Annotated in this window: 17 protein-coding genes; 7 read left to right on the top strand and 10 right to left on the bottom strand. The window is 47.2% G+C overall.

The window, feature by feature from the left end:
• Positions 1-38 precede the first annotated feature (38 nt).
• A complete protein-coding gene (locus AC2215_RS23630) occupies positions 39-2579 on the top strand; it encodes a glycogen/starch/alpha-glucan phosphorylase (protein WP_486812475.1) in 2541 nt (846 codons plus the stop codon).
• Between the two features lie 71 nt (positions 2580-2650).
• On the opposite strand, the gene ggt is transcribed toward AC2215_RS23630, so the two are convergent.
• The 4 genes from ggt to AC2215_RS23610 form a co-directional block, all read right to left on the bottom strand.
• Positions 2651-4351: a gamma-glutamyltransferase gene (gene ggt / locus AC2215_RS23625; RefSeq protein ID WP_486812474.1), complete on the bottom strand. Its 1701-nt coding sequence runs from the start codon at positions 4349-4351 to the stop codon at positions 2651-2653.
• 46 nt (positions 4352-4397) lie between these two features.
• Positions 4398-4871 carry a DNA phosphorothioation-associated protein 4 gene (locus AC2215_RS23620; protein ID WP_486812473.1) on the bottom strand — a complete coding sequence of 158 codons (474 nt, stop codon included), beginning with the start codon at positions 4869-4871 and terminating at the stop codon, positions 4398-4400.
• 41 nt (positions 4872-4912) lie between these two features.
• Positions 4913-5362 (bottom strand): NUDIX hydrolase, encoded by a 450-nt coding sequence (locus AC2215_RS23615; protein ID WP_486812472.1) that lies wholly within the window; start codon positions 5360-5362, stop codon positions 4913-4915.
• Positions 5363-5699: 337 nt separating this feature from the next.
• Positions 5700-6470, bottom strand: a complete 771-nt coding sequence (locus AC2215_RS23610) for a class I SAM-dependent methyltransferase (RefSeq protein ID WP_486812471.1) — start codon at positions 6468-6470, stop codon at positions 5700-5702.
• 500 nt (positions 6471-6970) lie between these two features.
• Between AC2215_RS23610 and AC2215_RS23605 the strand changes: the two genes are divergently transcribed.
• The 6 genes from AC2215_RS23605 to AC2215_RS23580 all read left to right on the top strand — a co-directional run bounded on the left by AC2215_RS23605 (position 6971) and on the right by AC2215_RS23580 (position 15468).
• A complete protein-coding gene (locus AC2215_RS23605; protein ID WP_486812470.1) occupies positions 6971-8209 on the top strand; it encodes a M20 metallopeptidase family protein in 1239 nt (412 codons plus the stop codon).
• A gap of 237 nt (positions 8210-8446) precedes the next feature.
• Positions 8447-9295 carry a GAF domain-containing protein gene (locus tag AC2215_RS23600; protein WP_486812469.1) on the top strand — a complete coding sequence of 283 codons (849 nt, stop codon included), beginning with the start codon at positions 8447-8449 and terminating at the stop codon, positions 9293-9295.
• 528 nt (positions 9296-9823) lie between these two features.
• Entirely contained in the window at positions 9824-11221 is a 1398-nt protein-coding gene (locus AC2215_RS23595) for a tetratricopeptide repeat protein (protein ID WP_486812468.1), read from the top strand.
• Between the two features lie 35 nt (positions 11222-11256).
• A complete protein-coding gene (locus AC2215_RS23590) occupies positions 11257-12999 on the top strand; it encodes a tetratricopeptide repeat protein (protein WP_486812467.1) in 1743 nt (580 codons plus the stop codon).
• A gap of 49 nt (positions 13000-13048) precedes the next feature.
• Positions 13049-14047, top strand: a complete 999-nt coding sequence (locus tag AC2215_RS23585) for a hypothetical protein (protein WP_486812466.1) — start codon at positions 13049-13051, stop codon at positions 14045-14047.
• Positions 14048-14283: 236 nt separating this feature from the next.
• Positions 14284-15468, top strand: a complete 1185-nt coding sequence (locus AC2215_RS23580) for a hypothetical protein (protein ID WP_486812465.1) — start codon at positions 14284-14286, stop codon at positions 15466-15468.
• Here the strand turns inward: AC2215_RS23580 and AC2215_RS23575 are convergent.
• The 6 genes from AC2215_RS23575 to AC2215_RS23550 form a co-directional block, all read right to left on the bottom strand.
• Positions 15460-16236 carry an SDR family oxidoreductase gene (locus tag AC2215_RS23575; protein ID WP_486812464.1) on the bottom strand — a complete coding sequence of 259 codons (777 nt, stop codon included), beginning with the start codon at positions 16234-16236 and terminating at the stop codon, positions 15460-15462. The genes AC2215_RS23580 and AC2215_RS23575 overlap by 9 nt on opposite strands.
• A 76-nt stretch (positions 16237-16312) precedes the next feature.
• The gene (gene scpB / locus AC2215_RS23570) at positions 16313-16873 is read right to left on the bottom strand and encodes an SMC-Scp complex subunit ScpB (RefSeq protein WP_486812463.1); all 561 of its coding nucleotides are present in this window, start codon (positions 16871-16873) and stop codon (positions 16313-16315) included.
• Between the two features lie 272 nt (positions 16874-17145).
• The gene (locus tag AC2215_RS23565; protein ID WP_486812462.1) at positions 17146-17772 is read right to left on the bottom strand and encodes an exopolysaccharide biosynthesis protein; all 627 of its coding nucleotides are present in this window, start codon (positions 17770-17772) and stop codon (positions 17146-17148) included.
• A gap of 281 nt (positions 17773-18053) precedes the next feature.
• Entirely contained in the window at positions 18054-19331 is a 1278-nt protein-coding gene (gene ahcY / locus AC2215_RS23560) for an adenosylhomocysteinase (protein WP_486812461.1), read from the bottom strand.
• A gap of 170 nt (positions 19332-19501) precedes the next feature.
• Positions 19502-19945 carry an RNA recognition motif domain-containing protein gene (locus tag AC2215_RS23555; protein ID WP_486812460.1) on the bottom strand — a complete coding sequence of 148 codons (444 nt, stop codon included), beginning with the start codon at positions 19943-19945 and terminating at the stop codon, positions 19502-19504.
• A 773-nt stretch (positions 19946-20718) separates the two neighbouring features.
• Positions 20719-23478 (bottom strand): zinc metalloprotease HtpX, encoded by a 2760-nt coding sequence (locus AC2215_RS23550; protein WP_486812459.1) that lies wholly within the window; start codon positions 23476-23478, stop codon positions 20719-20721.
• Between the last annotated feature and the right edge of the window lie 128 nt (positions 23479-23606).

The raw sequence follows: 23606 nt of genomic DNA, 5'->3' as shown, positions 1-23606 counted from the left end.
ATGCCAGACCAACTGACCGAGATGGAGAAAATCAGCTTATGACTCAACCCATGATTCAAGCAAACGAATGTCCCGTGCAGATCGAAGACGATCGCACCGGAACTAGCGTTGAGACCCTCAAACGGGCTTTTGCCGATCATCTCTTCTACTTGCAGGGAAAATACGAGTCCCTCGCCACCCGAGACGATTTCTACATGGCCTTGGCCTATACCCTCAGAGATCGTCTCCTCCAGCGCTTCGTTCAAACGGTGCGCACCTACAACGAACAGGACGTGAAGGTGGTGTACTACCTCTCGGCCGAATTCTTGATGGGTCGCCACTTGGGGAACAGCTTGATCAACCTGCACTTATACAATGCCATTCGGCAAGCGGTGCAAGAGTCGGGACTGGATTTAGACGAACTCCTCGAACGGGAACCCGACCCCGGATTGGGAAATGGCGGTCTGGGACGACTGGCCGCATGTTTCCTCGACTCCCTCGCCACCTTAGAAATTCCGGCGATGGGGTATGGCATTCGCTACGAATTCGGTATCTTCCACCAAACCATCCAAGATGGCTGGCAGGCGGAAGTCCCCGACAAATGGTTGCGGTTGGGGAACCCCTGGGAACTAGCCCGGCCCGAGGAATCGGTGGAAGTCAAATTGGGGGGATACACCGAACCCTACAACGACGAAAAGGGTCACTATCGGGTGCGTTGGGTTCCCGGTCATACGGTGATCGGCGTGCCCTACGATACCCCGGTTCCCGGTTACGATACCAATACGGTGAATCCCCTGCGACTGTGGAAGTCGGAATCGAGTGACGACTTTAAGTTCGAGGAATTCAACGCCGGGAACTACGATGGGGCCGTGGCCGAGAAGATGCGATCGGAAACCATCTCCAAAGTCCTCTACCCCAACGACAATACCCCCCAAGGGAAACAACTGCGCCTGGAACAGCAGTATTTCTTCGTCTCCTGTTCCTTGCAAGATTTGATTCGTCGCCACCTGCGTCGGGGGAATACTTTAGATAACCTTTGCGATCGCGCGGCGATTCAACTCAACGACACTCACCCGGCCGTCGCTATTGCGGAAATGATGCGGTTGTTGATGGACGTTCACGGTTTCGACTGGGATCGGTCTTGGCGCATTACCCAGAAGACCTTCGCCTACACCAACCACACCCTGATGCCGGAGGCCCTGGAACGGTGGTCGGTAAGTTTGTTCGGTCGCGTTTTACCCCGCCACCTGGAAATTATTTACGAAATCAACCATCGTTTCCTCGAAGACGTTCAGCGTTGGTATCCCCACGATAAAGAAATGTGGTCGCGCCTGTCCCTAATCGAAGAAGGGGAAGAAAAGTCCGTGCGCATGGCCAATTTGGCTTGCGTTGGCAGCCATGCCATCAACGGGGTGGCCGCGTTGCATACGGAGTTGCTCAAAAAAGATACCCTGCGCGACTTCTATCGCCTCTGGCCCCAGAAGTTCTTTAACAAAACCAACGGCGTCACCCCCCGTCGCTGGATTTTGTTGAGTAATCCCAAACTATCGGAACTGTTTACCGAAAAATTGGGTCAGGACTGGTTGAAGGATCTCGATCGCCTGCAAAAGTTGGAATCCTACATCGACGATCCCGAATTCTGCGAGCGCTGGCGGCAAATCAAGCTCGAAAACAAGCGCCAACTCGCCGAACATATCGAACAATTCAATGGCATCGAAGTCAACCCCGAATCCCTGTTCGATATCCAAGTCAAACGCATCCACGAGTACAAGCGCCAGCATTTGGCCGTCTTGCACATCATCACGCTCTACAACCGCATCAAGCAAAATCCCAACGCCGATATCCTGCCGCGAACCTTCGTGTTCGGCGGTAAGGCCGCACCGGGATATTTCATGGCGAAACTGATCGTCAAGCTGACGACGGCGGTTGCGGAGGTGGTGAATAACGATCCCGACGTGCGCGATCGTTTGAAAGTGGTCTTCTTGGCCAACTTCAACGCCTCCCTGGGTCAGAAAATCTACCCGGCGGCCGACCTCTCGGAACAGGTATCCACAGCGGGTAAGGAGGCTTCGGGAACGGGAAATATGAAGTTTGCCATGAACGGGGCGCTGACGATTGGCACCCTCGATGGGGCGAACATCGAAATTCGCGAAGAAGCCGGGCCCGAGAATTTCTTCTTGTTCGGATTGACGGCCCAGGAGGTCTACAACCTGAAAGCCACCGGCTACAATCCCATGGATTACTACCTGGGTAATGCCGAACTCAAACAGGCAATCGATCGCATTTCTTCGGGATACTTCTCCCACGGGAATACCGACCTGTTCCGGCCGTTAATCGATTCGCTGATGTACGACGACACCTATATGCTGTTTGCGGACTACCAGTCCTACATTGAGTGTCAGGAGAAGGTGTCCGAGGCCTATCGCGATCGGGATAAGTGGACGCGCATGGCAATTTTGAATGCCATTCGCATGGGTAAGTTCTCGAGCGATCGCACCATTAGCGAATACTGCCAGGAGATTTGGAAAGTCGACCCGGTGAAAGTCGAGTTTGAAAACGACGGAACCGCTTCGATCGGCTTGAACGTTGAAGACGTTTAAGGTCTGAGTTTCTAGACATATCTGAAGCAAGCGGCAGACTTTACCTGAGTCTGCCGCTTTTTTGGGATCGGTTAGCGCGATAAAACCCCGATGGCTACCCCTTCCCCACGGGGATCGGCAGCCCCTTCGAGATAGCCTTCCGTCGTCACTTCGATCGCGTTGGCATTACCCCAGGGACTGCGTTCTTGTAGTTCGTGTCCCCGACGGCGCAACTCTTCCAATGTCAAGACATCCAATCCCCAGGGTTCGATGGAGGTGCGATCGGGTAACCACTGATGGTGCAAGCGCGGGGCGGCAACGGCTCGTTCCACGTCCATTTGGTATAGGAGAACGTTGAGCAACACTTGCAGCACCGTCGTAATAATCGTACTTCCTCCCGGCGCACCCACCGCCAGGCGCAGGCGATCGCCCTCTGTGACGATCGTCGGTGTCATACTCGATAGGGGAGTTTTGCCGGGGGCGATGGAATTGGCTTCTCCCCCCACCAACCCGAACAAATTCGGCACCCCAGGGGAGATCGAGAAATCATCCATCTCGTTATTGAGTAAAATTCCCGTCCCCTCGGCAACCACCGCCGCACCGAAGCCGCCATTGACGGTAAACGTGAGGCTGACGGCATTGCGATCGCGATCGACGACGGTGAGGTGGCTAGTATCGGGAGATTCCCGCAGCCGTTGTAGGGTTTCGGCATCGGCAGGCTGCACCTCACTCGACGATCGCGCCCGTTCCATCTCGATTTCCCCACGGCGAAGGGCGGCATATGCCGGACTCACCAACTCCGCCACCGGAACCTCAACAAAATCCGGGTCTCCCAAATATTTGGCGCGATCGGCATAGGCAATCCGCATCGCCTCAATCAGCAGGTGGAGGGTATCGGGATGACGCCAACCTTGCCCCGCCAAATCCGCATCGCCGATCAGATTGAGGATTTGCAACAGGTGAACCCCCCCAGAAGACGGCGGCGGCATGGAACACACCTGCCATTGCCGGAAGTCCCCGCAGAGGGGATCGCGCCAAATCGGTTCGTAGGCGGCTAAATCTTCGCGGGTGATGAGTCCGCCATTGGCTGCCATATCATCGGCGATCGCCCCGGCAATCTCTCCGGTATAAAAACGCTCGGGATCGGCGGCAATCTGGGTGAGGGTATCCGCTAAATCGGGCTGTTGGAGACGATCCCCTAGGGCGTAGAATGTACCATCTTGGGTAAACGCTTCCTTCGCGGCTGGGTTGGCCAGTAAAATTTCTTGTCGCCGTTCTACCGCCCGCACAAATCGGGAGTGTACCGGGAAGCCATCCCGCGCCAGGGCGATCGCCGGTTCCACCACTTGCTGCCACGGCAACATCCCGTATTCTCGATGCAGGACAGCCAACCCCGCCACCGTCCCCGGTACCCCCGCAGCCAGGTGTCCGTCGAGACTCGATCGGTCGATCGGGATTCCCGCTTCATCTAAATACATATCCCGCGTCGCTGCCATCGGCGCCCGTTCCCGAAAATCCAGCGTCCGCATTTCCCCCGCATCTTCCCGATACAGCAGCAAAAAACCTCCACCCCCAATCCCAGCGGAAAACGGTTCCACCACGGAAATTGCTAGCGTCGTTGCTACTGCCGCATCTACGGCATTTCCCCCCGCTTGTAGGATTTCGACGCCCACCTGACTCGCCAGGGGGTGGGCGGAGGTTACCATCCCATCGAGGCTGCGTTGGGGAGTTGCAGAGGCAGTAGAAGCGGTGAGGAGAACGATGAGGCAAGGGAGGAGAAACCGTTTTTTCATATTCGGTAGGCTGGATAGATTGAAAAATCGATCGCATCTGGCATGACTATCCCAAAAATCGGGTCAGATCGAACTCTTCGGGGGATTGAGACGCATGAAATCGATCGCCGATCGCCATCAGCAGCAATCGTTCCGTGTAATCCACCGCACCGCGCAACTCCTCTCGTAGAATTTCCAATCCCCCATTGGCATACTCTTCAAAAATTGCCACTCGTTGGGCTTCGCATTCGGAATCGGTGGGGGAGAGGATGTGGGTATCTTGGGTTTGAGTTACCGCCAGCAGTTTAATCACCCGATCGTACCCTCGCGAGAGAAAAACATCCAGTCCGATGGGTGCGGGTTCTCGCTTCGAAAAGTCTTTGAGGGGCGATTTACGCTTCCGTTTTGCCCCCAAAGATGCGGCAAATACAACGGTATCGGCGTAGGTTTGAAACGGGGCGCTATCGCTATTTTCCGATACCGTGAGGGCTTTGACTAAATCGGCTTTATCTTTAGCGATCCGAACTCGATTTGCAGCCATAAACTTCCCCTGAAATTATGTGAATTTTGTTGATTTTCTAGTTATTGCTTTTCGCTCGATCGAAAATGCCGATCGATAAAATCAAGTAAAATTTGTTGGTGCGGTGCACCTAACGGTCGAATACTCTCCGCTTTTTGGGAATACCGTTCCCCTTGTTTAATTTCCTCAAGCGTCCACAAATCTAAATCCCAACCTTCATTGAGTTCTAAATCGCCAATCTCCACCGTTAGCGGCGCGTAAAACATATGGCGCACGGCTTCTGGGGTTTCAAATGCCCCAAAGCTTTCAACGGTAGGCATTTCGTAACCGATTTCTTCGAGGATTTCTCGCTTTACGGCGACTTCTGGGGTTTCTCCCGGTTCGATATGTCCCCCGAAAAATGCCCAATATCCGGGATGAACGATGGTGGGAATATTATCTCGAAGCTGCAACAAAAACTTTCCATCTTGATGGAGAATGGCAAGAGCAACATGGCGTTGTTTGGAGTTCATAGGGTTCGGTGGCAGGAAAAAAATCCGTCAGCGGGCACGGGTCTCATCTAGATTAGCAAGAATGTAGGGGTGAATGACCGTTTGCCCTTACAGGTATTACGTCATCCTCTTGTTTGAGATTATCTCTTTTGAGAAGAACAAAATATTAGTCAAAGATTTATACTCTGTCTAAGTTAACGCAGTTTGAGTCGATCTAAATTAAAGCGATTAAACCTTAAAGTACCGATCGAAATTCAATTTTATTGTTGAACGATCGGGTTAACGATCGAAAAGAGAAAAAGCTTACTGAATATCCGGTTTTCGCGTTCGAAATCGAAGTTTTTTCGAAACTCCAGAGCTACAAGCTTTTTTCAAAAAACATCAAATGCTGCGACGGTAAAATATCTTGAGTCTCCAACCAAGTTAACCCGACTGCAGCCATTTCTTTCTTCGCCTGTCGCTGGGTCATTTTATGCACTCCTTTGATAGCAATCAATGGATTCTCTCGTCGATATTCTACCAAAACAACTCGTCCTCCCGGCTTCAATGCCGAAACGAGACCTTCCATCATTTCTCGGGGATATTCAAACTCGTGGTAGGCATCTACCATCAAAGCCAAATTGACGCTATTTGCTGGTAAATTTGGATTGGTCAGACTCCCCTGAATTCCTTCAACATTATCAACGTGATTTTCTCGTTTTAAAAAAGCGAGCGCATCTAACATTTCCGGCTGAATATCGACGGCAAATACTTTACCGTCCGGAACGCGATCTGCAATTCTGAAGCTAAAGTATCCCGTTCCCGCCCCAAGATCGGCAACGACATCATCGGGTTTCAAATTCAAGGCTTCGATCGCCATTAACGGTCTTTCTTTGGCATTGCGCTGGGGACGTTCCAGCCACCACATTTCCTGATGTCCCATTACTTTGGCAATTTCTCTACCCAGATAAAACTTGCCGATACCATCAGGACTGTGAACTTTCCGTTCTTGGTAAACTAAATTCGAGGAGGTATCAGAAGATATGGGAAAGCGATCGCAGCCCGTGAGAACTAAACTGGCGATCGCGATCGAAACAATGATGAGGACAATAGACGGGGTGAAGAATTGCTTTTGGATTCTTGCTAACATGTTTTTCTCACAGGTCAAAAATTTAGGGAAGGATAGGATTGCAAAGGGAGTCGGGAGGGGTAAATTTAGAGCGCAAGAATTCTTATCTTTTCATTTTTATAAGTTAGTCGATCGAATCTTCGCAAAAAGTTTATTTTTTAGATAAAATGAACATCTTCATAGAATGCCCGATTGTATCCATCTCTAAAGGCTTATTTCGGCATTTTACTGTTTTCGATTGCCAGTGCATCTATGTTCATCATCGAAGGCCATCGGAAGTTATTTGTCAGATGCGGTTCACCTCGATGTCCGAATTCAAGGGAGATGCCAAACTCGGATTCAAAACGATATCGAGACCTTTATTCCCATCGGGAAATCTGCATCCATCAATTGCGGTGGCAAGGACCGTTTTTCGCCAAGTTATCCCATTCTGACATTACCCGGCGGATTCGGATCGTACGATAAAGGGTCGTTCCGTTCTCGATCGATAATGAAAGAATACGACGAACGTACTTTGGACCATGACTGCACTCTTTCCCGTTTCCACCTCTGTGATGCAATCCCGCCTGCGCCCCCAAATTCGGGCGTTGCAACCGGAGTTGGTGGAATGGCGGCGTTACCTTCACCAGCGACCGGAACTCGGCTTTCACGAACGGCTGACCTCTGAGTTTATCGCCGCGAAATTGCGATCGTGGGGAATACCGCACCAAACGGGAATCGCCAAAACGGGAATCGTTGCTACCATCGTCGGCGAACGACCGGGCCCGGTATTGGGGATTCGTGCCGATATGGATGCTTTGCCGATTTTAGAGGAAAATCAGGTTCCCTACAAATCCCTGCACGAGGGAAAGATGCACGCTTGCGGTCACGACGGCCATACCGCTATTGCCTTGGGAACGGCTTACTATCTCTGGCAGCATCGGGATTTTGCCGGAACGGTGAAGGTGATTTTTCAACCGGCGGAAGAGGGACCCGGCGGTGCCAAACCGATGATTGAAGCAGGAGTATTAACCCATCCCGATGTGGATGCCATCGTCGGGTTGCATTTGTGGAATAACCTGCCCTTGGGAACGGTTGGGGTGAGAAGCGGTCCGTTGATGGCGGCGGTAGAGTTGTTTCGCTGCACCGTATGCGGTAAAGGCGGTCATGGTGCGATGCCCCACCAAACGGTAGATTCGATCGTTGTTGCCGCCCAAATCGTCACTGCCTTGCAAACCATTGTTTCTCGCAATGTCGACCCCATCGATTCGGCAGTGGTGACGGTGGGTAAATTCCAGGCGGGGAAAGCCCCGAACGTCATTGCCGATACTGCAGAACTCGCGGGGACGGTGCGGTATTTCGATCGCCGTTTTGCTGGTTTTTTCAATGCTCGCATCGAGCAGGTGATTGCCGGAATTTGCCAGAGTTTGGGGGCAACTTACTCCTTGGAATACACCCAACTGTATCCCCCCACGATTAACGACGATCGTATGGCAAATTTAGTGCGACAGGTTGCCCTCAATGCGATCGAAACGCCGGCGGGTGTCGTCCCCAACTGCCAAACGATGGGGGGAGAAGATATGTCATTTTTCCTTGAAGAAATTCCCGGTTGCTATTTCTTTCTCGGGGCGGCAAATCCAGAACGGGATTTAGCCTATCCCCACCATCATCCTCGGTTTGACTTTGATGAAACGGCACTAGCAATGGGTGTCGAACTATTCGTGCGGTGCGTGGATCGATTCGGACGGGATTCGATGGAAATTTTGAATGGGCGATCGTAAGTTCGCTCTCTCGAGTGGCGCGATCGCATTCCAGGGTTTAGATATTGGTTGATGTAAGGTTATCGGTTCGGGGTGTTTATGAAGGTCAAAGAGTTGTCTAAAGTCGAGCTTGGTAAAAAACTAGAAACCTTTAAAAAAGAGTATGCCCGCTTAAAACAGATCGAAATCGCATTTAACGCGCAAAATGAACTCACCCGTAGCTTGATTGGAGTCGAACAAGCATCGAGGGGCAAAACTATGCTCAAAGCGATGCTCATCAAAACCGTCCAGGTCTGCAATCATCTCACGGAGGCCGAAGAAAGTAGCTTATTTTTACTCGATGGAGAAGGGGCGATCGCCGATAGCATTCTCGCACGGGGGGCTACCATTCAACAACAAAAGAAAAACTTAATCGGCAAAGTATTAGATAAAGGTTTAGCGGGTTGGGTTTCCAAACATCGTGAAATCGGCTTAATTATCGATACGAAAACGGACGATCGGTGGTTGAAATTTCCCTGCGAACCATACGTGGTGCGATCGGCACTTTGCGTTCCGATTCTCTGGGGAAAAGTTTTGCTGGGCTTGCTGACCTTAATGCATTCTAAACCCGGGCATTTTACCGCTCAATCGGTATCGTTGATGCAGGCGATCGCTGCCCATATGGCTTTGGTGCTAGATAATGCGAAATTATATTCCGATAACGACCGGCAAGTTATGCAAGTTATTGAAGACTTAGTGCGCGATGATTCGGAATTAACTGAAGACGATTCCATTACCGTAAATGCCAATAAATTATCGGATATTGGGATGTATATTCTCACCTTTGGCGGTCGATTCCTCTATGCCGATCGCAAACTTGCGGAAATTTTTGAATACCCATTTTCCGAACTCGTTTCTTTAGAATCAGCGTTTAATTTAATTGCCACGGAAGATTACGTGAGCGTGACTGAAGAGTTCGAGCGCTGTTTTGGGAACCAAGGACAAACGATTTATTTAAGTTGTAAAGCTCATCAACGAGATGGCATGCCGATCGATATTGAAATTGAAGGTAAAGGGAGTAAGTTTTACGGGAAATCTGCCGTCATTGGGATGTTGCGTCGGATATAGAACCTGTTATTTGAAGCACAAAGATTGCTGAAGAAGAGTTGAGATATTATTTCCGAACTTCCTGAGACAATCGATCCGAATACTTTCTTCTCGAACGGGATAAAATATCCTTTGAGAAGCAATCGATATCTCCTGTTATAAAACTCACGATCTTGGACGGAAGGCGATTCAAAACTCCCCATTGAAAAATCACTGCAGTTCTCAGGTAGACTCGGATACAGGCTGTTACTTATATACTTCAGACAACGATTTGGTATTTAGCATAAATACTTATGTACAAATACTTATTTTTCCCGGCATTGAACTTTCTAGTGCAGCGCGGCAGAAATAACTGACCAGCTTTCAATCGGTGAAAGCTCTGTACAGTAAGCCTTTTTAATTTTTAATTTTGCGAAACCGCTCGCGGTATCGGTTTGAGTCCCGTTCAACTTTTCAAGACGCATTTTTAATGACCCGTAGCGGCACTAGGTTGTTATTTTTAATAATATTCATTACAATCTTATCTAAATATGAATCAACGACTCTTCTATGTCAGATACGCACCACTCAGAGGCGCAACAATATCTGAATCGAGGTGCAAAATCTATACTAGAAGGTAGATATGAGGATGCAGAAAAAGCTTATCGCCAAGCCATCGCTATCGAGCCCGATAGCCCTTGGGTAAATTGTAACTTAGGGCGATCGCTCTTATATCAAGAGAAAGTTGAAGCCGCGATTCTCTATCTACAAAAATCAATAGAACTCGATTCAAGTCTCGCCGAAGCACATTACAGTTTAGGCAATGCATTCACAAAGCAAAATAGTTTTGAGAAGGCTGTTAAATGCTATCACGCCGCGATTGAGTTAATACCAGATCGATTTCTCTATCACCATCAATTAGGAGATAGCTTTTTACTTCAGGAAAAATATGAGGCTGCTATTGACCCATATCGAAAGGCACTTAAATTAAATGCGGAGTATGCTTGGTCTTACCATAACTTAGGAAAGGTATTGTCGATATTAAACAAGTGGAAAGACGCGAATCTTATTTATCAAGCCGCAGTAGATCGATGGCCGGCAAACCCCGATTTTCATTATGGATTGGGGCAAGCTAAAATAATGCGGGGAAAAACCTCCGAAGGAATTTCAGAATACCGTCGGTCATTTGAAATTAGATATTCTATCTCGGCTGTTCAGGAGCGGTTTTCAATTGAAAAAAATTGTAAATACGATTGTGACTATCGCTTCAAGGAAGCCTGTATTGAATATGATATTGGGCAAGTTTTAGAAAGTCAATATAAGTGGAATGAAGCAGTTCATGCTTACAAAAAATCTATTGCAATTCAGCCCGATTTTGCTGAATCCTATCATGCATTAGGCGAGATATATTTTCAGCAAGAAAAATGGGAAAAAGCAATTATTGCATACAATAAAGCTCTAGAGTATAAACCAGAACTTCATTTGTCTATCTATCTTAACTTGGGAAATGCAATTCATAAGCAGCAAGCACAAAATATTCAGACACAGCTTGTTCAGCTCTCAGAACCTTATCTAGAACAGAAGTCCCAGACCGATACGATCGACGAAGAAATCGAAGCGTACAAAACGTTAGTGAAAATCAACCCACACGATGCTATAACTCATCAAAAGCTGGGAGAGGCGCTAAAGCGGAGAATTCAAAGAGATACAGATCGAGCTTTAGAATATTACGATGCAGCCATTCAGTTAGTACCAGATGAACTCACTAACTATTATCAAGCAATAGATATACAACCATATAATATTCAACTTTATTTGAAGCTCTCTAATCTTCTACTCAAAAAAAATAAAATTAATCAAGCGATTGTCTTTTGTCAAATTGCAAAGCAAATTCAGCCTGACGATCGTGCAATCCAGAAACAGCTAGACAAAATTTTGCAAGCTAGAGGATCGCTCGAGCGAACATGAGGAATATCAGGAAATCCTTGTAAAAAAAGAAATTCATGAGTAATACCATATCAAGTCACTCAAAAATAGATATAAAAAAAAGTGAAGAGCAATTATTGCAAAAAGCTGAAGACTCTATTAAGGAAGGTCAAGTAGAAGAAGCCATTCGATCGTATCAGGAAATTTTATCCCTCAAACCATTTAATCGAAGATGGTCTCAACTATATATTAATAGGATATTGAATCTGGGTATCTCCTTAAAAAAGGAGCAATTCAGTCCTTTACTGAAACTCTATCCAAATTTATTAGAACCACTAGAATTTTCGATTGAAGCAAAATCTAAATTTGAAAATGTGTATCACTGCTCTGTTCCAAAAACTGCTAGTACCTGGCTAAAAAGAATATTTATTGATGCCAGAGCGATCGCTCATTCGGGTTTATTTCCTTTTCAGGCAGAATTCATTAATAAGAGTGCAACTATTCCACTAAAATCTATTGTTACAGGAACATTTGCAATTCATTATAATTCATTTCAAAAACTAGAAAAACCTAAAGAATATAGAGCCTTTTTCGTGATGAGAGACCCCAGAGATATTGTTATTTCTGCGTATTTCTCTAATCGCTATTCTCACAAACTTATGGATCATATTGCTGAAACTCGAAAAATTCTTGAGAGTCAATCGCTAGAAGAAGGAATTCTTTATACAATAGAAACTTTAAGAGATGTTTTTACGATATTACGTTCTTGGGTTAATGGAGCGAGGGATAACCCGAATATATTAATTCTCCGTTATGAAGATATCACCGGTGAGTTTGCATTTCAGTCTTTTCAGAAACTATTTAATCACTGCGACATTAAAATATCAGACGATCTAATATCTGAGATATTAGAAGATTATAGTTTTGAAAATATGAGTCAGGGTCGGACACAGGGAAGTGAAGATCGAAACTCGCACTATCGGAAAGGTCAACATGATGACTGGAAAAATTACTTTAATTCAACGATTCGCAGTAAGTTTGAGGCAGTTGCTGAAGATTTAGTCGGCGATCTAGATTACGAATGGGATGGTCCCGGAATACTCGGTGAGTCTTACAAAGCGATTTCAAGACATATTTCTAAGAAGGTTACTGAGGCTTCTATCCAAGTCGCTCTTGAAGATCGAGTAGAAAATACCCTACGCACTGCTCATGAAGCTTATCAAGCAAATCAACTCGATCGTTCTCTGAGCCAGTATCAAAATCTAATCGTAAGACTGGAATCTGACCTCGCTCATGCATACTTTTATTCAGGCATGATTTATCGCCAGAAAGAACAGTGTGACCTAGCAATTTCTTTCTATGAAAAAGCTATATTGCTCAATTCAGAGATAGTAGACTCATACTTCTTTCTCGGTCAGATATTCGCAAAGCAAGGTCAGCCTGAACAGGCCATTGAATCTTATCAAAAATTCATAGCAAAGAAACCAGAAGTCCCAGATGTCTACTTTCATTTAGGTATTTTATATTCTAAGCAAGATCGACTCGATGAAGCCGAAAATAATTTTAAACAGTTTTTAAGGCTCAGACCCGAGGCAGCAGATGCTCACTTTTATCTAGGAAGAATTTACTTTAAGCAAGGAAAACTTGAAAAAGCCATGAGTTGTTATAGTAAAAGCTTGGAATACGACTCAAACTTAGCAGATGCTTACTTTTATATGGCAGAAATTTATCTAAAAAAGGGTCATATCCAAAAATCAATGCTGTTCCATGAAAAGTATAAAAATCTCAAAAAAATGAATTCTAAATCTGAAATGAAATAGCTCTAATCTGAGAGTGATATTTTTACACATCTAAAATCGGAGACAATCAATGCAAAAACAAATTTTTTTACATATTGGAATGAAAAAAGCGGCTTCGACAAGTATACAATCTTTTTTACAAAAAAATGCCAAAGCCTTGGTCCGTGTTGGGTATTTTTTCCCTTGGCATACAAATCTAGCTAAACAGGCAAGCTTAGCCTTTATTTTTCGAAATAACCCTCTAGTAAGGGTTAATGCAGACTGGGAAGAGTTTCATCAAGTTATTGCCTCTAGCAGTTGCAATCATGTAGCGATATCTTCTGAAAGTTTTGAATCTAGGGATATCTCTTATATAGAAGCGGTACAACATGAGTTATCTCGATACAAGGTTAAAATAATTATTTACTTAAGAAGACAGGACTTGCGTGTTGAGTCACATTATCTACAGTCCGTCAAATCAGGTGCGTTTACAGGTAGTATTCAATCGTATTTAGAAAAGTATCAACATCATCATTTGGATTACTTATCTTTATTAAGTGCTTGGCAGAAATGTTTTGGAAAACAAAATATAATAGTCCGTGCATTAGAAAAAACACAAATTCCCGATATTTGTATAGATTTCCTGAACATATTGGGTTTGAATCAAGATTCAAATTTTAAGAAATTAGATGCTAGCAGAAATGTAAAACTAGCTTACGAACAAATGATAGCAGTCAATTTTATTAATAATTTGATGGCTAAAAAGACAGGTCACACAGGAGAAGGATTTTTTCGAATGGATCTGAATCATGACTTTAATCGTAAGTATCATCTTCCTTTAGTTCGGTTTATTCAAGATAAAGATTGGACTTTGAAGACAAGTTATAAAGTGCTTCCTTATGAAAATGCAAAAGAAATATTGGAACGATATAAAGAGTCTAATCAAGAAGTGGCTCGCCGCTATTTCGATCGAGCGGATGGAGTTCTATTCTATGAAGATTTAGTTCGGGAGTATGATGTTGAAGATCTTGATATCCGAAATCTCAGTCAAGAATATTTGATAGATATATGCTCTTTTTTGATTAATTAATTGCTGATAAAAGGGTTGTATATAGTTTTTTATTATTTATATTAATCAAAAAAAATCAAAATCATTAATATTTAAAATAAAAAAAACGTAATGAAGGCAATTGGATAAAATTCCGGGTCCCGGTTTTTATATTAATATTCTCAATTATTTCAACACAATATTGAAATAATTACCCTCCAGAATATTCTCGTGACTCAACTTTACTCTTTACTCAATTCAATATCAACATAAAAATTGTGAGTCAGCCAAATATCATAGTTGCAACTAGCATTGCACCTTTTGAAATTGAAAAGCAGCAGCTTGCAGTACAAACTTGGCTAGAACTTGGTTTTTCTGTCATCTCGCTCAATATTAGAGATGAGATTAATCAATTACAGTCTTCTTTTGAAGGTGTGAAGTTTCATGAGGTTAAGCGCGATGCGAGGAAGCAGTATGGTAAGCCATTGGTTTATGTCAACGATCTTCTAAAATATCTTCAAGGATGCGAAGCAGAAGTCTGTGGAATTGTGAACTCTGATATTCATCTGCGAGCAGACAAAGATTTCATTTCTTACATCTATCGGCAAACGAAAGGTTCCACTCTATTTGCCTCTAGAATTGATATTGACTCGATCGAATCTGTAGGCGGAGAACTGTATGGCTACGGATTTGATATGTTTTTTTTCGATCGCGATCTACTACACCATTTTCCAGACTGTGACACTTTTTGTCTTGGGATTCCTTGGTGGGACTATTGGTTACCCTGTATTGCTCTGAAGAAAGAGTTAAATCCCAAATACCTTCAGGATACTGTGGCATACCACGTTCAGCACCCAATTAACTATAGCCTTCAGAACTGGAGAGAGGTTGGCATTACGTTTACTGAGTTTTTTAATCCAGAAATTGCTCCTGTACTTCAAAATTTATTAGAAACCGAACAAATTGAAGATTTCGATCGCCAACTCGGACCTAATATTACTTATAACTTTATACTAGAATTCTACCAGAGTGCAGAGCTCTTAAATTATCGAAAATTAACTTTAGAGAGTCAAAACTTGAGTAATATGGAAAATGAGCTGGAAATCAAGAGTGAGCCATCCGTCCATTCTATGCTCTCTGGCTCTTCCGATCTGGAGGTGAATTCGGCAGATCGTAATTCTGGAGAGTTAGGTCGTGCTCCATATGATTCCTGTGTAAGACTCGCATGGGAACACTATTGTGAGTTTAGATACGATCGAATGATTCAAGATTTGAAGAAATCTTTGAACTATACTTCTAATCAGCCAAAGGCTCAGGTGATTGCGAATTGGATCGAACAGTTTACGAACTTGGCAGAACAAGAAAATTATCCTTTTGATGCTTATTTAATTAGTAATACTCCAGAATGGCAAAACTTAATGAATCTTACTTTACTGCAGCGAGTTGAGAAGAAGCTAACTTAGAGTTCGAGATACTTGAGTCGCCGTCGCCTGGTCTGTGGGAACGAGCAGCACCTCGCTAATATTAACGCGGGCGGGCCGAGTGGTGCAGAAAAAGACCACATCCGCCACATCATCGGGGGTTAGCGGCGTTAAACCGTCATATACGGTTTTGGCTCGTTCCTCGTCCCCGTGAAATCGCACCACGCTAAACTCCGTCTCCACCAAACCCGGATCGATTTCGCTCACTCGGATGGGCGTGCCGAGCAAATCGAGCTTCAAGCCCTGGGAAATCGCCCGTACGCCTGCCTTGGACGCGCAGTAAACGTTCCCTCCCGGATAGGCATGCCGTCCCGCGATCGAGCCGATATTGACGATGTGACCTTTCCCCCGACTCACCAAACCGGGAACGATCGCCCGACTCACATACAACAACCCTTTGAGGTTGGCATCGATCATCTCTTCCCAATCTTCAATGCTGCCTTCGTGGAGTTTTTCCATACCGCGACTCAATCCGGCATTATTAATCAAAATCTCGATATCCATCCATTCGGGGGGCAGAGATTGGAATACCAATTCGACTCGATCGCGATCTCGCACGTCGAGTTGCACGGGATGAACAGAGATGCCGAACTCTTCCCGCAATTGTTGTGCTAGGGCTTCGAGGCGATCGATCCGACGGGCCGTTAAAATCAAGTTCGCCCCCGCTTGGGCAAAGACTTGGGCGCAAGATGCCCCAATACCGCTACTGGCCCCGGTAATGAGTACAATTTTATCTTTGAGGGAAATCATCGGTTTTTTGCTTTGCCTGCAACTCGGTTTTTGTCGATCGCCACTGCGACTTCAGTTGAAATTCAATCTTAAAATCTTAAACTTCGCTCGATTCGACTTCTGCTTCTCGATCGTGCGATCGATTGAAAATCTCGAGTTGTTCCAACTCCGGCAATCGATCGACTTGAAAATACTGATGGAATCTATCCGTCACCTGAACCATGAACGAACGGCTATCCGGGGGACGGCGACGGCGAACCAGGTCTAAGTCCACCAATTCTCGAACGTGTTCGTAAACCCCAGAACCGCGCAAATCCACCAATTCCGTCTGTAAAATCGGACCTTTGAGAGCGATCGCCGCTAAGGTTCGCAACGCCCCCAACTTCAACTCGGCCGGCACCAAATCCTGCATGACATCTTGAAATGCCTCTCGCAGTTGCAGAGAGTAGCCCCGTTCCGTTTCGATGACTTCTAGGGCGCTATCTCGATGGGCGTAATCGTTCATCAACTCAATTAGCGCATCTTCCGCCTGAGCGCGATCGCAACCCGCATACTCCGTAATTTGACTAAGGGAAAGTGCCTGACCCTTCAGGTACAGAATCGCTTCAATTTTGGCACTCAGACCGTGAGAGGCAAGGGACGAAGGAGAAGTAACCATCAGCAAGGGTTTTAAATTGTCTTCAACCGATTTTTGCGATCGGTTTTCTAAGAGATTCAGTTTATACCATTTTTGTCAGGAGATGGTGTGGGTCTTGGGAGGCTTCAGGGGCAACGCTTGCTCTCGAGGGCAGGGTGAGAGTGAACGGACAAAGGGTCAGTGGTGACGATCTTCCCCCTCTGGCTGCTCCTCCTTATCCTCCTCGTCCCGCGATCCACCTCCCCCTCACCGCGTCACCGCGTCACCGTGTCTCCGCATCCTCAAACCTCCCTCTATCCCCGTCCCAGTTGCAATTTAATCCAATCGAGCAAACTCGCGCCGCCAAACCAAACCGCAACCAAAATCGAAATCGAAAGAACTAACCCGATCGCGCAAATGGTTAAACCTCCCAGACTAATCGCCCCATCGTCATCGAGCAAGCCAAAGCCCACCACAAAAATTCCGATCGCCGGGATTGTATTGGTGCCGGGAATGGGAATCATCATGGAAATCGACATTAGGGCAATGGCAACGCCAATCACGATGCGACCCACAGCACTAGTGCAAATGTAGGTTAATCGGGGGCGGGAAATTACTTCAATTTTTTCCAGCCAGGGCAATCCTGCTTTGAGAAAACCTTGTAATTTTTCCAGTTGAATCGATCGCGCCATCCAACTCTCGGGCAGCCAGGGACGCTCGGCACCCCGAATCAGCTGAACGGCCAAGAACAACATTACCACCCCAAAGGGAATCGAGTATCCCGGTGCGGGAACCGGTAGCGCCGAGGGGAGCGAAAGCAAAACAAACAAAAAGCCAAAAATCCGCTCTCCTGCCAAGTCCCAAATATCTGCAAGTTTTACTTGGGGCGGTCGGTCTTCTTCAAAAAAGTAGCGGTTTAATTCAACGGATAGCCTTGCCACAGCGATCGGATATCTAGAGGAAAAGGGTTAAAGGTTAAGGGGAAAGGGGGAAAGGGATAAAAAATCTATGAATTCGGTATCGAAACTGATTTTCGTTTTGATATCGATGGGATGTCTATTCGTTACGAGAGATCGAGTTATTCACGATCGCAGTTGCAATGTGGGATGCGCAAACGCTGTCATTCTGGCTGAGGTTTTCCCCAGTTTCCCCATCTCCCCGATCTGATTTCTATTGCAAAGTATCGGGGGAAGCGTTGCCGCCTCCCCCATTCGAGTTCCGATTAAGTTCCCGAAGTCCAGGAGTTTATGTACTCTACCTGTTCGTCGGTGAGAGTATCGAGGTTAATCTCCATCGCTTCGAGTTTCAAACGAGCGATTTCGCTATCGATGTCAGCCGGAATCGAGTGCAAGCCCGGTTCGAGCTTACCTTTATTCTTCACCAGATGTTCGCAAGCCAGGGCTTGGTTGGCAAAGCTCATATCCATCACGGCGCTGGGATGTCCTTCTGCGGCTGCCAGGTTCACCAAACGTCCTTCACCCAAAACGATGACGGACTTACCGTTGTTGAGGCGGTATTCTTCGGTGAAGTTGCGAACCGTGCGGACTTCCGAAGCCATTCCTTCGAGGGATTTGAGGTCGATTTCGATATCGAAGTGACCGGAGTTACAAACGATCGCCCCGTCTTTCATCACTTCAAAGTGTTCTTGACGGATGACGTGTTTGTTGCCGGTTACGGTGATAAACAAATCGCCCAGGGTAGCGGCTTCACCCATCGGCATGACGCGGAACCCATCCATGACGGCTTCAATGGCGCGAACCGGGTCGATTTCGGTGACGACGACATTCGCACCCAAACCGCGTCCGCGCAGGGCAACACCTTTACCGCACCAGCCATAACCGGCGACGACGAGGGTTTTACCCGCCAGAAGGATATTGGTGGCGCGAATCACGCCGTCGAGGGTGGATTGACCGGTACCGTAGCGGTTATCGAAGAAGTGCTTGGTATCGGCATCGTTGACGTTCATCGCCGGGAAGGTGAGTACGCCGTCGTTGAACATTGCCTTGAGGCGCACGATACCCGTGGTGGTTTCCTCGTTGGTTCCGATGATTTCCGGAAGCTGGTCTTGCCGCTCTTTCACGAGGGTTGCGACCACGTCACAGCCATCATCGATAATGATGTTGGGGTGGAAGTCGAGGGCAAGTTCCACGTGGCGCTCGTAGGTTTCGGCATCTTCGCCTTTGATGGCGTAAACGGGAATTCCGTAATCGGCAACCAAGCTCGCCGCCACGTCATCTTGAGTGGAGAGGGGGTTGCTCGCAATTAACAGAGAATCCGCGCCTCCGGCTTTGAGGGCGATCGCCAGGTTTGCAGTTTCCGTGGTCACGTGACAGCAAGCCACCAACTTAATTCCGGCTAAGGGCTTTTCTTTCTCGAAGCGATCGAGAATTAGCTTCAGAACCGGCATTTCCCGACCAGCCCATTCAATCCGTTGCTTGCCCAACGGGGCTAGAGAGATATCTTTGACTTCATAGTTTTGTTTGACGGAAGTCGCAGTCATAAAGTTGATTCCTGAATAGTTTGCATGTTCGATCTAGGTTAACCTCTCTGGCTAACCTGTGCTATTTGCTCGGTTCGATAAGCCCTAATCTCAGGAAAAGACCGATCGCGCGCGAACTCATTACAAGTTACACGATCGGTTCTCCCAACCACTCGTTCTTGCAGAAAGATTTACGAATTGGTCGCTTGAGCGGCGAGCATCTCTTTGAGTTTTTCCAATTCCGTTGCCCAACGGGGATCGGGACCCGTGGATGCCGGTCCGGAAGAGGTGGTCGTTCCGCGAGAACGAGAACCGGAATTGTTGCGACGGCTGGACTTGGTCGGTGCGGGAGTTGATTCGCCTTCGCCTTTTTCGGGCTTGTTTTTGCTGCGAGGCATCGCTTTTTCGATTTTCAGCTCGCTGTCTTTGAAAGCGTTGCCATTATACTTTTCGATCAATTCATCGGCTTGTGCGTCATTCTTGACCGTGACAAAACCAAATCCGCGACATTTTCCCGTCTTGCGATCGGTAATTACTTTGACGGAAACACCTTCTCCCGCATCGGCAAAAAAGTCTTGCAGTTCTTGACGTTCGACTTCTTTGGGTAAGTTGCCGACATATAAACGAATGGACATGGACGTACCTCCAAGGTTGAATTAAAAATTAACGAATGGAAAGCTGTTGGCGTGTAGGCTGCAACGGTTGAGCGCGATCGAATTGCGCCCATCCCATCAAGAACGTTACATCTAGACAAACGGACTCAAAAAAAACATCCAGTGAGAGTGCTCTCGATCCCAAAAACTCAATCGCAGGTCCGCTGACTGAAGTGTCTTGATAACCCAGGGTGCAACGGCGGCAGTCTGGGAGATTTGAATCGCGGAGTCTAGTCATGCTGAAGAATTCGAGGCGCTCGATCGCACTCAGTTAAATCTGGGAAAATCAAAAAACGTGCCGTGGTCAATTTCTATAACGATCTTTGCAAACTAACAATTGAATCGATATTTTGAGACGATATTTTTTTATTTACACTCTTTTCCTGAGAGCGATGATTATCTTATCAGTTAGACTTGCAAAAGTACAAGACCGACTTTTACCCTCAAGGTTACTGTGGAAATTACGTAAGTGCTTCTCTCTAATTCAAAATGACACTTACTTTACGTCAATCGATTTGATATTTCTGAAATGTTTTTACCGATTACCCTATTACGTTATCACAGCCAGGTTGCTAGAGCTAGGTAGATTAGCACAACAAATTAGCTTTGTCGTTCTCTTGACGTAAATAAATGTAACAAACCCAGGGGCGATCGGGCAATAGAAGTCAGAAAAGGGAATGGGGTGTGGGGTGTGGGGTGTGGGGTGTAGGGAAAATTCATCTTCCTTGTCTCCCAATTCTCCCCCCTCTCCCGAATCAAACCCCCCCACCCGAGAGCAAGTACGCTCCCCACAGTGCCGTGATACCCGTTAGCAGGGACGACCAAATCGGATGACCGCTCGGGAGGGTGGAAATTTTTTTGGTGACTGCGAGGGTATCGAGATCGATCCAGCTTGTTGCCCCGCGACGCAGCCAACCGGTAATCGTTACCTGGCGACCGATCCAATAGGCCGGACGAACGGGTTGGGGTAAAAAGTTGCCCACCGCTCCGAACTTAGAACAATAGTGCAATTTCACCAACACTCGATCGACCTCCAGGATTAGGTCTTGTCCGAGCCAATTGGCCACACCGGAACGACCCAACAACTTTCCTTCACACTGAATCGTTTTACTATCGATCGGCAACGCCATTGGATTCGAGAGCCATTCGGGAAAATTTGGCTCCACCGACAGCGCGTAAGGCTTCATATCCGGGAAAAAACCATTGATGCGCGCCAGCGTTCCCAAGCTAAACCCCGCCATGGTTAGGCCACTAATTATCCAAATGCGATCGTCGAACAGCCACGCCAGAATCTGCGAATCGAAGGACTCGCCCAACCATCCCACCAAGGTCAGAACGCATCCAACAGAAAACCCGATCGCCATGCCGAAGAACGGCGCACCTTGAACGATGGGCTTTCCAAGTAGAGACCTATTTTTCTGTTTGGATTTCTGTTGGGATTTCGGCGACGTTTCCGGCAGTTCTAACTCCGGTTCCAGCTTCCAGAACTTGGCACAGCCCGTCAACCAGGCGATGCGTTCTCCTAAAGTCGGGTGAGAGTTGTTGAGAATCAACCACGGGCGATGGGGATTTTCGAGATCCCATGCCAGTAAAGACTCTGGGGAGAGGGTGGGGTAAAGGCTACCGATACTCAGGGCAGCGGTAGGGGAAACGGGAATTAACAGGTCGAAACTTTCGAGGAACTCGCTCGTTTGCCCTCGTTCCCGTACCGTATCGGCAACACCCACGGTCATTTTAAACAGCGCCCGCACCAAACCATTGGGATTCCCCACAATTGCCACCGCAGCTCGATCGCTATAGGAAACCCGCATTCGCGATAGCACCAGCCAGGGCAGCCGCAGCAGTCGAGATAGAGCGTAACCGATGGCACTCCATCCGGCAAAAATCCAGGTTCCCCCCAAAAACACGTAGCCCAAAAATGGGTTTTGCTTTTCGGCTTCTCGACTTTTGCCATAGAACCAATCGCCGACTCGGGCAGTTTGGGAGTAGAGGAGATAGAAAATCTGGGTGAGGGCAACCCCAAAGGAGATCGGCACGAAATCCCAGTGAACGATGCGAGCGAGTTCGGCAACGTAGAGGGCGGCAATTTCATCGTCTTCGAGTCGATCGAGCAATCCCTGAGTGACGACGATGCGCGCTGTTTTCGGCCAATTCCCGTAGGTGAAAATGGCTGGAGTGGTTTCGGGTAAAATGCCCAGGGTGGGGAAGGGGATGTGTTTCTGGCGGCACACCCGACCCAAAGATTGGTAAGTTTCTGGGCTGTAGCGGTTCAGCTTGCTGGTGGTTAGGGGTTTCAAACCGAAGCCGAGGCGTAGAATACTATCGAGCAACCAAGGCGAGGCGATCGCCACGATCGCTAAAACCACCACCAGCATAAAGGTGCGATCGTAGTAGAAAGCCTGGATGGGACGAGTGAAAGGCACGCTCACCAAAATTTCGTTGGTGACGTACATGAACCCATGCAGCAGTAAGTTGGCGAGCCACAGGAGGGCAATGGTACTGACCCCTTGCATCCAATACAGTTGGGAGATGGGCGGGGTTTTCAAACGCTTCCAATTTTTAGCCCGTCCTCGATTGCGCCACTGATGAAGGGATTGGGTCTGTGCGAGGGTGGATGAGTTGGATGGAGAAGTCGTATCAGAATCGTCGGTTTGAGCAGTCTGAGATGGCTCGGTTTTGGGTTCTGAGGGAATTGCCATCTTTTCAGGTACTTTCTCGCGAGACGATCGATTTTCCCGGATTTTACCCTCCGAGGGTAAATTTTCTGTGGGCGGATTGGACGAATCGATCGAGGATTTCTCGTCTAAGGGGATAAATCCCGATGATTTTGCCGCAGATGCCGGTTCTTCATCTAAAGGAATAAATCCTGAGGATTTGGTTGAAGAAGGAGATTTCGGTTCTTCGTCTAAGGGGATAAATCCTGTTGATTTTGCTGCAGATGCCGGTTCTTCGTCTAAAGGAATAAATCCTGAGGATTTGGTTGAAGAAGGAGATTTCGGTTCTTCGTCTAAGGGGATAAATCCTGTTGATTTTGCCGCAGATGCCGGTTCTTCGTCTAAAGGAACGAATCCTGAGGATTTGGTTGAAGAAGGAGATTTCGGTTCTTCATCTAAGGAGATAAATCCTGTTGATTTTGCCGCAGATGCCGGTTCTTCGTCTAAAGGAACGAATCCCGATGGCTTAGTGTCAGGCTTGGCTAGTGATTGATGCGATCGTTTGGCCCAACTTGCCAGAGTCCGCGTCGCCCAGTGTTTTGCCTTGACGTTCTCGCTGACTTTTAATTCTTCACATAGCGATATTGCTCGGGTGGAGTCGCCGATTTTATCGTACGCGATCGCCAATCCAATCTGAGCCTGAAGAAGTTCTGCCCGACGGGGAGACTCACGGATGATACCTTCTAAATGGGCGATCGCAATTTTCGTTCGATCCTGTTTGAGGGCTGCTAATCCAGCCTTCAGGGATGGAGGGTTTGCCTCTGAAAAACCCGAAGTCGAAGCGGGAGAAACCGATGCCATAAGCTGCCACCAAAGCCGATCTTTTCCAAGATAGCAATCTATCTGACCCCCTTACATGAGAGAGGGATGAGAGGGTGTGGGGTGTGGGGTGTGGGGAGAGAAGGGGACAAGGGGACAAGGGGACAAGG

The organism is Zarconia sp. (genome assembly GCF_057467645.1).
Note: the sequence above shows the minus strand (reverse complement) of the source record. Positions and strands in the feature narration are given on the sequence as shown.

Bases quoted from the DNA above. Each gene is read 5' to 3' on its own strand.
- AC2215_RS23575 (WP_486812464.1), bottom strand. From the start codon at position 16,236: ATGATTTCCCTCAAAGATAAAATTGTACTCATTACCGGGGCCAGTAGC.
- AC2215_RS23585 (WP_486812466.1), top strand. From the start codon at position 13,049: ATGCAAAAACAAATTTTTTTACATATTGGAATGAAAAAAGCGGCTTCG.
- AC2215_RS23550 (WP_486812459.1), bottom strand. From the start codon at position 23,478: ATGGCATCGGTTTCTCCCGCTTCGACTTCGGGTTTTTCAGAGGCAAAC.
- AC2215_RS23605 (WP_486812470.1), top strand. From the start codon at position 6,971: ATGACTGCACTCTTTCCCGTTTCCACCTCTGTGATGCAATCCCGCCTG.
- AC2215_RS23600 (WP_486812469.1), top strand. From the start codon at position 8,447: ATGCTCAAAGCGATGCTCATCAAAACCGTCCAGGTCTGCAATCATCTC.
- AC2215_RS23555 (WP_486812460.1), bottom strand. From the start codon at position 19,945: ATGTCCATTCGTTTATATGTCGGCAACTTACCCAAAGAAGTCGAACGT.
- AC2215_RS23595 (WP_486812468.1), top strand. From the start codon at position 9,824: ATGTCAGATACGCACCACTCAGAGGCGCAACAATATCTGAATCGAGGT.
- ahcY (WP_486812461.1), bottom strand. From the start codon at position 19,331: ATGACTGCGACTTCCGTCAAACAAAACTATGAAGTCAAAGATATCTCT.
- AC2215_RS23615 (WP_486812472.1), bottom strand. From the start codon at position 5,362: ATGAACTCCAAACAACGCCATGTTGCTCTTGCCATTCTCCATCAAGAT.
- AC2215_RS23610 (WP_486812471.1), bottom strand. From the start codon at position 6,470: ATGTTAGCAAGAATCCAAAAGCAATTCTTCACCCCGTCTATTGTCCTC.
- AC2215_RS23630 (WP_486812475.1), top strand. From the start codon at position 39: ATGACTCAACCCATGATTCAAGCAAACGAATGTCCCGTGCAGATCGAA.
- AC2215_RS23620 (WP_486812473.1), bottom strand. From the start codon at position 4,871: ATGGCTGCAAATCGAGTTCGGATCGCTAAAGATAAAGCCGATTTAGTC.
- ggt (WP_486812474.1), bottom strand. From the start codon at position 4,351: ATGAAAAAACGGTTTCTCCTCCCTTGCCTCATCGTTCTCCTCACCGCT.
- scpB (WP_486812463.1), bottom strand. From the start codon at position 16,873: ATGGTTACTTCTCCTTCGTCCCTTGCCTCTCACGGTCTGAGTGCCAAA.
- AC2215_RS23590 (WP_486812467.1), top strand. From the start codon at position 11,257: ATGAGTAATACCATATCAAGTCACTCAAAAATAGATATAAAAAAAAGT.